This is a genomic window from Pseudoalteromonas sp. BSi20439 (assembly GCF_000241165.1).
GTDB lineage: Bacteria > Pseudomonadota > Gammaproteobacteria > Enterobacterales > Alteromonadaceae > Pseudoalteromonas.
The window spans coordinates 20866-30250 of the sequence record NZ_BADW01000168.1 but is presented as its reverse complement, the minus strand read 5'-3'; the positions used below and the strand labels follow the sequence as shown (position 1 = coordinate 30250).

The window sequence follows — 9385 nt, the reverse complement described above, 5'->3', positions numbered from 1 at the left end:
CTGACCGCTGACCGCTGACCGCTGACCCCGAACTGATCTTTTAGATCTCGACTATTGAATATAGGATCTCAGCGCGTTTTCATGCTAGAATTTGCGCAATTTTTTTGTACTCGATAAGTAGCACTGTAATGATCTTAGATGATATTCGCATCGTTTTAGTTAACACCTCACATTCTGGCAATATTGGTTCTGCGGCACGTGCCATGAAAACCATGGGATTATCAAAGTTATACCTTGTTGATCCAGCCTGTGAAATAGACAGTCATGCAAGCGCACTGGCTGCAGGTGCTACAGATGTACTTGGTAATGCTGTTGTTGTTGATACGGTTGCCGATGCCATTGCTGATTGTGCATTAACTATTGGTACTAGTGCTCGCTCGCGTACATTGTCGTGGCCTATGGTTGAGCCGCGTGAATGTGGTGAAAAGCTTGTTGGCGAAGCTGTAAATGGCCCTGTAGCACTTGTATTTGGCCGTGAAAACAGTGGCTTAACAAACGAAGAATTACAACTGTGTAATTACCATGTGTGTATTCCTGCTAACCCAGAATACAGCTCGCTAAATTTAGCTATGGCAGTACAAACCTTATGCTATGAAACGCGTATGGCGTTTTTAAATCAGCAACCTAAGGCTGTTCAAGAAGAAGACGAAACCCTATATCCATCGTCTAAACAAACAGAGCTGTTTTACGAACACCTTGAAGACACTTTGTTTAAAACAGGCTTCATCATTAAGCAGCACCCAGGCATGGTAATGACTAAGCTACGTCGCTTGTTTAATCGTGCTCGCCCTGAAGATGCTGAAATGAACATATTACGAGGTATTCTTACCTCAATTAATAAGTCTATAAAATAGTAATTAGTTATAAATAGCGCCCTTTATTACTCCACTAATACTTGACTAAATTACTCAGGTAATTACAATAGACCCAATACTTGACCAAAACAGTCGGGTATTACAAGTTTATCGGCTGGCATTCGAGGCTAGCCAATCAGGATAATACTTGACTAATCTACTCTGGTAATTAAAATTTGCACTCTTTTGTGCGGGGGCGTTATGAAGTTAACATCAAAAGGCAGATACGCCGTTACAGCCATGCTGGATGTTGCACTACATGCAAATATAGGCCCTGTAGCGCTTGCAGATATTTCGCAGCGCCAAGAAATTTCTTTGTCTTATCTTGAGCAGTTATTTGCCCGTTTACGTAAAAATGGGCTAGTGAGTTCTGTTCGAGGTCCTGGTGGGGGCTATTTACTAGGACGTGAGGCTGACGTAATTTCAGTTGGCGATGTTATCAATGCGGTAGATGAATCTGTTGACGCTACACGGTGTCAGCGAAGCAATACTGGTTGTCAAAGTGGTATGCGTTGTTTAACCCATACATTGTGGTCAGACTTAAGCGCACGAATTGAAGAATTTTTAAATAATATTACCTTAGCTGAACTGGTCGAAAAGTCGGACGTTAAAGCGGTCGCTCTTCGCCAAGAAAACAGCGTTAATGATGCAATTAAGCAGTTGGAAAATATTCAAGTAAGCTGTCAACTTTAAGGTTGACCTGCAGCGGAGAGAGAAATGAAGTTACCGATTTATTTAGATTACGCAGCAACTACGCCCGTTGACGAACGAGTTGCCAAAGAAATGATGCAGTGCCTGACTATGGACGGTAATTTTGGTAATCCAGCATCGCGTTCACACCGTTTTGGTTGGCAAGCTGAAGAAGTCGTTGACCAAGCACGTACTGACATTGCTGATTTAATTAATGCAGACCCACGTGAAATTGTATTCACATCGGGTGCAACAGAATCAAATAACCTTGCTATTAAAGGTGCAGCTCAGTTTTACAAGAAAAAAGGTAAGCATGTTATTACTGCTAAAACTGAACACAAAGCGGTTATCGACACATGTCGTGAGCTTGAGCGTCAAGGGTTTGAAGTAACCTACATGGACGTTGAAGAAAACGGCCTACTTGATCTGCAAAAATTAGCAGACACCATGCGTGACGACACCGTGCTTGTAAGTATTATGCATGTAAATAACGAGCTAGGTGTAATCCAAGACATCAATACAATTGGTGAAATGTGCCGCGAACGTAAAATTATGTTCCACGTAGATGCAGCACAAAGCGCGGGTAAAGTTTTAATTGACGTGCAACAAACCAAAGTAGATTTTATGTCATTCTCGGCGCACAAAGTATACGGCCCTAAAGGCGTAGGTGCTTTGTATGTTCGTCGTAAACCACGTGCACGTTTAGAAGCACAAATGCACGGTGGCGGCCATGAACGTGGTATGCGTTCAGGTACATTAGCAACTCATCAATTAGTGGGTATGGGCGCAGCATTTAGAATTGCAAAACAAGATTTTGAAAAAGATCACGCACACATCAGTGCGTTGCGTAAACGCCTAATCGACGGCATTTTAACGGATATGGACGAAGTGTACTTTAACGGCACGCAAGACCAATCAGTACCTGGTATTGTCAACATTAGCTTTAACTTTGTTGAAGGTGAGTCGTTATTAATGGCTGTTAAAGATATTGCGGTATCGTCAGGTTCAGCCTGTACATCTGCAAGTTTAGAGCCTTCTTACGTATTACGTGCATTAGGTCGCAACGACGAGCTAGCGCACAGCTCGATTCGTTTTAGTATTGGCCGTTTTACCACCGAAGAAGAGATTGATTACACCGTTGAGCTAATGAAAAACTCGATTGGCCGTTTACGTGAAATGTCTCCTCTTTGGGAAATGCACCAAGAAGGTGTTGATTTAGATTCAGTTGAATGGGCGCACCACTAATTAGTGGAGCCCATACCTAGCAGGTAGTGAGGATAGAATTATGGCTTACAGTGATAAAGTAATCGACCACGTAGAAAACCCACGTAACGTAGGTGCTCTAGACAAAAATGATCCGTCAGTGGCAACGGGTATGGTAGGCGCACCAGCATGTGGTGACGTAATGAAATTGCAAATTAAAGTATCGGCAGACGGCGTTATTGAAGATGCAAAATTCAAAACGTACGGCTGTGGTAGCGCAATTGCTTCATCTTCGCTGGTAACAGAGTGGGTTAAAGGCAAAACATTAGACGAAGCTGCGACTATTAAAAATACCGATATCAGCGCAGAGCTAGAATTACCACCAGTGAAAATTCACTGCTCAATTTTAGCCGAAGATGCAATTCAAGCAGCAATTGCAGATTACAAAAGCAAACATACAAACTAAGAGATATTCATGGCAGTGACATTGACAGATGCGGCAGCAAACCGCGTACAATCATTTTTAGCAAACCGTGGTAAAGGCATTGGCCTGCGAGTTGGCATTAAAACGACGGGCTGTTCAGGTCTTGCTTATGTTCTAGAGTTTGTTGATGAGCTAAACGATGACGATGAAACATTTGCGGCCAAAGGCGTTACTTTAATTGTTGACGCTAAAAGCTTAGTTTATATCGACGGCACTGAGCTCGACTACACTAAAGAAGGCTTAAATGAAGGGTTTAAATTTAATAACCCTAACCAAGCCGATGAGTGTGGCTGTGGCGAAAGCTTTACCGTTTAAGCTCAAACTTGTTTTAAGATATAAATAAGCCCTGCCAGTTAATGTAGGGCTTTGTCATTTGTGAGAAGTTATGCGTTATTTTGAGTTATTTGCAATACCGGTTGACTACAATATTGACTTAGCAATGATCAACAAGCACTACTTAGAACTTCAACGTGCTGTACACCCTGATCGTCATGCTAATGCCAGCAGTCGTGATAAATTAATGGCCGTACAAAGTACCGCTGAAATTAACGACGCATTACAAACACTTAAGCATCCGGTTAAACGTGCAGAATATATGCTGAGCGAGCTGGGCGTTGATATTCGCGCTGAGCAGCAAACACTGCAAGATCCCATGTTCTTGATGCAACAAATGGAACTGCGCGAAGAGCTTGAAGAACTTCCCTCTGCAAGTGATCCTGAGGCCGCTATTGCTAATTTTGAGTCGCAAATAAAGCAATTAAAAGCCCAGTATAGCAACGAATTGGCTGAGCAACTTGCAAGCAACGATGAGCAACAATATCAACACGCTGCTGACAACATTCGCAAATTAAAATTTGTATATAAGTTACAAGACGAACTTGAACGCATTGAAGACAGTTTATTTGACGATTAATTACTTGCTGCAAAGCGAGCAACACGAGTTTAAAGAGCATTATGGCATTATTGCAAATTGCTGAGCCGGGGCAGAGCGCGGCACCACATGAACACAAATTAGCCATTGGAATTGATTTAGGCACTACAAATTCATTAGTGGCAACCGTACAAAGCGGCGAAGCACGCACTATTACTGATGAGTCAGGCGAAGCGATGTTACCCTCAGTGGTTCGTTATCAAGCTGGCGGCATTACCGTGGGTAATGATGCAATGCAAGCAGCTACACTCGATCCGGTTAATACGCTTATTTCAGTGAAGCGCTTTTTAGGTAAAACGCAAACCGAAATAGAACAAAGCTATGGCCAACTGCCTTATCAGTTTTGCGATGATGATGGTGCATTGGCTATCGAAACGGCTGCGGGAAAAATCAGCCCAGTTAAAGCCTCAAGTCATATTTTAAATGCATTAAAAGTACGCGCTGAGCAAAGCTTTGGTAATCAAGATATTTTAGGCGCGGTTATCACCGTACCAGCCTATTTTGATGATGCACAGCGTCAAAGCACCAAAGATGCGGCTGAGCTTGCCGGTATTAATGTACTGCGCTTACTAAACGAGCCTACTGCCGCTGCCGTTGCTTACGGTTTAGATTCGGGGCAAGAAGGTATTATCGCCGTTTATGATTTAGGGGGCGGTACTTTTGATATCTCTATTCTGCGTCTTAATAAAGGCGTGTTTGAAGTGCTGGCCACCGGTGGCGATTCTAGCCTAGGCGGCGACGACTTTGACTCATTATTAGTTGATTACCTAAAACAAGAAACCGGCGTGACAAGCTTATCTCCTTCGGTATTACGCTTATTCATTAATAAAGCCAAAGCCTGTAAAGAAGCACTCAGCCAATACGAAAAAGTGAATGTTGGCCTTGAGTTTGACGATGAAAAATACATGGTTGAAGTAACGCGAGAAAAATTTAATGAGCTCGCTATGCCACTGGTTAAAAAAACGCTCCGCTCATGTCGTCGTGCAGTAAAAGATGCCGGTATTGAAAACCAAGAAGTATTACAAGTTGTAATGGTTGGTGGTTCAACCCGTATGCCATTAGTGCGTACTCAAGTCGGTGAATTTTTTGATAAACAGCCACTCACTTCAATTGACCCTGATCGCGTTGTTGCACTGGGTGCTGCATTACAAGCTGACGTATTAATTGGTAACAAGCCAGATTCCGACATGTTATTACTTGATGTGTTGCCGTTGTCGTTAGGCCTTGAAACAATGGGTGGCTTGGTTGAAAAAATCATTCCACGCAATACCACGATTCCGGTTGCACGTGCGCAAGAATTTACTACGTTTAAAGATGGTCAAACGGCTATGTCGTTGCATGTATTACAAGGTGAACGTGAACTGGTTGACGATTGTCGATCGCTGGCAAAGTTTAGCTTAAAAGGTATTCCTCCTATGGCGGCGGGGGCGGCGCATATTCGCGTTACCTTTAAAGTAGACGCTGATGGTTTACTAAGCGTATCAGCCATGGAAAAATCAACCGGCGTTCAAGCAGAAATACAAGTAAAACCGTCGTTTGGTTTGTCTGACGACCAAGTTGCTAATATGCTTAAAGAGTCGATGAGTAACGCTAAAGGCGATATGCAAGCGCGTATGCTTAAAGAGCAACAAGTTGAAGCGCTTCGTGTAATAGAAGCAATGGAAGCCTCATTAGCTGCTGATGGCGATTTACTTGAGCCTGAGCAACTAGCGGCGCTAAAAGTGGAAATAAACGAACTTGCAAAAGTACGCGAGAGTGCACAAGAGCCAAGCGAAATTAAAGCAGCCATTGAAAAAATGGACAATGCGAGTAGTGATTTTGCCGCGCGTAGAATGGATGCATCAATTAAAAAAGCCTTAACAGGCCAGTCAGTAGACAATATATAAGAGAGATTAGAATGCCACAAATTGTTTTTCTTCCCCATCCGGAGTTGTGTCCTGACGGTGCTGCAATAGAAGCGCCCGCTGGCGAAACGGTACTTGATATCGCGCTTAAAAATGGCATTAGCATCCCTCATGCCTGTGAAAAATCATGTGCATGTACAACCTGTCATTTAGTGATCCGTGAAGGTTTTGACTCATTAGATGAAAGTGACGACCTAGAAGACGACATGCTAGATAAAGCATGGGGTTTAGAGCCTGAATCGCGCTTAGGTTGCCAAGCAATCATTAGAGATGAAGACTTAGTGGTTGAAATACCAAAGTACAATCTCAATATCGTTAATGAAGAACACTAGTTTTTAATTAACGACTATTATATTAAAAGCCGCTGTTTAACACAGCGGCTTTTTTGTTTTAGGCGAAGATTTATGCCGCGCAGACAAATCTTTTGTAGACGTAGAGCTTTCTCAAGTTAGCCTTGCAGCGGCTCATTGTTTGATTTTTTAGTGATTTATTCACCACAGAGGGCACAGAGTTCACAGAGAAAGTGAGCAAAGGCAAAGGTTTAGTGTTATTTACCTTAACCCCTCGGTGTAGCGCGAAGCGCCTTTGTATTCTCTGTGGTGTAAATATTTTTTAGGCGGGGCTTTACGCCGCGCAAATGTGGTTAAAGGTAATAAAATTATGCACAAAGAGGTTAAGAGACGCTGCGCTTTTAGAGGAAGTGACAAAACAATTAATCACTCAGGCTAATGGTTAGTGCTTTCTCATTTTCTTCTCATTCACTTCTCTTTGTGCATATGCTTTTTAAAGCGGTTTTATTCCGCGTTTGTTAGTAATTTTATTTACCACAGAGATTACAGAGTGCGCAGAGGAAGTGAATAAATACAAAGGTTGAAGGTAAAGGGTTACGGGCGGCGGGTAAATTAAAATTAAAAAGTCTTGTAGCGTTAACCACAAGGCTTTTTTAATTTATCGAAGCCCGAAACCCGAAGCTCGAAACCCGAAGCCCAAAAACCAAAACCCATTTCGGAGGTATATTTTGAGTGATCTTATTTTTTCAGACTCGTTTATAAACGGTGAATTTTATAAAACCGCTACGCGATTTAGCGTCGATGATCCTGCGACCGGAAAAAGCATAATAGAAGTTAGCGACATTGACGAGCAGGGCGTAAATACAGCTATTAATGCGGCAAAAGGCGCGTTTGTAAAATTAAAAGCCACCAATGCAACCGAGCGAAGTGACACCTTGATGCGCTGGTATGAGTTGGTGATAAAGCACAAACAAACCCTTGCTACACTTATGACTAAAGAGCAGGGAAAACCGCTTAAAGAATCGCTTGGTGAAATAGATTATGGCGCCGGTTTTATTAAGTGGTTTGCAGAAGAAGCTAAACGCAGCTACGGCGATGTGATCCCCGCCACCGATAACGGTCATCGTTTAACTAGCTTCAAGCAACCTATTGGCGTGGTAGCAGGTATTACGCCATGGAATTTTCCTGTTGCTATGGTGACTCGAAAAGTCGCGCCGGCTTATGCCGCGGGCTGTAGTTTTATACTCAAGCCTTCTGAGCACACACCATTATGTGCTATCGCTTTAGCTTATTTAGCTGATCAGGCTGGCTTTGTTAAAGGCGCATTTAATGTGTTGGTATCACAAAACGCTAAAGACGTTGGCAAAATGCTGACAGACTCAGAGGTGGTACGTAAGTTTACTTTTACTGGCTCTACTGGTGTAGGTAAGCAGTTACTCTCTCAATGTGCGTCTACAATAAAGCGTACTTCAATGGAATTGGGGGGAAATGCCCCGTTTATAATATTTGATAATGCTGATATTGACGATGCGATTGATGGATTAATGGCGGCTAAATTTAGAAACTCAGGACAAGCTTGTGTTGCAGCAAATCGTATCTTTATTCAGCGTAATATATTAAATGACGTGCTTGAAAAAATAACACCCAAAGTCGCTGCGCTCAAAGTTGCGAACGGTTTTGATGAAAATACCGACATAGGGCCGCTTATTTACCCCAAAGCAAAAGAGAAAGTGCAACAACTGATTAAAGACGCTCTTGATAAAGGCGCTACGTTAATTGGAGATAACAGCAATTTAGGTGGCAGTTTTCAAAACCCATTAATAGTCACCAATGTCACTACACAAATGGATATTTATCACGAAGAAGTGTTTGGTCCTGTATTAACGGTGATCCCATTTAATGAAGAAAGCGAAGTACTTGCGCTTGCTAATGACGTCCCTTATGGATTAGCTGCGTACTTTTATAGCCAAAACATTAAACAAATCTATCGTATAAGCGAAGGGCTAGAGTTTGGCATGGTAGGTGTAAATGAGGGCGTTATATCAAATCCAGTTGCGCCGTTTGGTGGTGTAAAGCAATCAGGTCTTGGTCGTGAAGGCGGGCATCAGGGTTTAGATGAGTACTTAGAAGAAAAATACGTATGTATTAAGGTGTAATGATAAAGACTGTTCCGATGAGTTAATGGTTGTAAGATAAAACTCGGTTAAATGTTGCTAGATAATGGGCTAAATGTTACCTTTTTAATATATATTTTTCGTAACAAAATAGTAAAAAAATTTCTATAAGTAGAAATACCCCCGTGTGTAAATGCCACCATTTGGTGGCATTTTTTTAGCCCCTTTTTTGGCGAACCTTATCGCTTCGGTCTAAAATTACTCTAACAATTGTAAACATGATCATCGACATGGCCAACGCACTTGGCGTAAATAGCGTGGCAGAAGGCGTTGAAGAAACGGCGCAATTCAATTACTTAAAACAACGTGGCTGCGACTTGTTTCAAGGCTACTTATTTTCAAAGCCAATCCCTATTGCACAGTGGAAAGAACGCCTTTAATAAACGGCAACGGAGCGCGGGCAACGGGCAACGAGTTTCGGGGGAACCACCGCGTTTTAATTGTTTTGTAGGCGGGGCTTTACGCCGCGCACATGTAACTTTTTTAAAGATTAAAGGCGAAAGGTTACGAGCGACGTGGCGCGGGTAAATTAAAATTTTTTGTGGACGTAGAGCTTGCTCACGTTAGCCGCAGGGCGGCTTATTGTTATATTTTTTAGTTATTTTATTTACCACAGAGGTAAAGAGAACACAGAGGAAGTGATTAAAGTGACTAGGTGCTAGGACTTATAGCCCGCTATCCGCCCGTGGCTTTTCTCTGTGTAGCGCGTAGCGCCTCGGTGTTCTCTGTGGTAAAAAATATTTTGTAGGCGGGCTTTACGCCGCGCACATGTAGCACGGTGTTAGGGTTAAGAGTAGCCCGTTACACGCAGCTCGTGGCTTTTCTCGGTGTATCAAATAGATAAACTATAATTTG

Annotated in this window: 10 protein-coding genes; all 10 read left to right on the top strand. The window is 42.5% G+C overall.

Going from position 1 to position 9385, the window contains the following annotated elements:
- The first annotated feature begins 128 nt into the window (after positions 1–128).
- The 10 genes from trmJ to P20439_RS18315 all read left to right on the top strand — a co-directional run bounded on the left by trmJ (position 129) and on the right by P20439_RS18315 (position 8910).
- Positions 129–854 (top strand): tRNA (cytosine(32)/uridine(32)-2'-O)-methyltransferase TrmJ, encoded by a 726-nt coding sequence (gene trmJ, locus P20439_RS13475; protein WP_008467677.1) that lies wholly within the window; start codon positions 129–131, stop codon positions 852–854.
- 201 nt (positions 855–1055) lie between these two features.
- Complete coding sequence (iscR, locus tag P20439_RS13470; RefSeq protein WP_008113921.1) at positions 1056–1547, top strand: Fe-S cluster assembly transcriptional regulator IscR; 492 nt, start codon at positions 1056–1058, stop codon at positions 1545–1547.
- A gap of 24 nt (positions 1548–1571) precedes the next feature.
- The gene (locus tag P20439_RS13465; RefSeq protein WP_008113922.1) at positions 1572–2789 is read left to right on the top strand and encodes an IscS subfamily cysteine desulfurase; all 1218 of its coding nucleotides are present in this window, start codon (positions 1572–1574) and stop codon (positions 2787–2789) included.
- Positions 2790–2829: 40 nt separating this feature from the next.
- Positions 2830–3213: a Fe-S cluster assembly scaffold IscU gene (gene iscU, locus P20439_RS13460; protein WP_008467675.1), complete on the top strand. Its 384-nt coding sequence runs from the start codon at positions 2830–2832 to the stop codon at positions 3211–3213.
- 9 nt (positions 3214–3222) lie between these two features.
- Positions 3223–3546 (top strand): iron-sulfur cluster assembly protein IscA, encoded by a 324-nt coding sequence (gene iscA, locus P20439_RS13455; RefSeq protein ID WP_008113924.1) that lies wholly within the window; start codon positions 3223–3225, stop codon positions 3544–3546.
- 70 nt (positions 3547–3616) lie between these two features.
- Positions 3617–4144 carry a co-chaperone HscB gene (gene hscB / locus P20439_RS13450; RefSeq protein ID WP_008467673.1) on the top strand — a complete coding sequence of 176 codons (528 nt, stop codon included), beginning with the start codon at positions 3617–3619 and terminating at the stop codon, positions 4142–4144.
- A gap of 41 nt (positions 4145–4185) precedes the next feature.
- The gene (gene hscA / locus P20439_RS13445) at positions 4186–6048 is read left to right on the top strand and encodes a Fe-S protein assembly chaperone HscA (protein ID WP_008467671.1); all 1863 of its coding nucleotides are present in this window, start codon (positions 4186–4188) and stop codon (positions 6046–6048) included.
- 11 nt (positions 6049–6059) lie between these two features.
- The gene (gene fdx / locus P20439_RS13440; RefSeq protein ID WP_008113929.1) at positions 6060–6398 is read left to right on the top strand and encodes an ISC system 2Fe-2S type ferredoxin; all 339 of its coding nucleotides are present in this window, start codon (positions 6060–6062) and stop codon (positions 6396–6398) included.
- Positions 6399–7084: 686 nt separating this feature from the next.
- Positions 7085–8512 (top strand): NAD-dependent succinate-semialdehyde dehydrogenase, encoded by a 1428-nt coding sequence (locus P20439_RS13435; protein WP_008467669.1) that lies wholly within the window; start codon positions 7085–7087, stop codon positions 8510–8512.
- Positions 8513–8727: 215 nt separating this feature from the next.
- On the top strand, positions 8728–8910 hold the full coding sequence (locus tag P20439_RS18315; protein WP_306302889.1) for an EAL domain-containing protein: 183 nt from the start codon (positions 8728–8730) through the stop codon (positions 8908–8910).
- Positions 8911–9385: the final 475 nt, after the last annotated feature.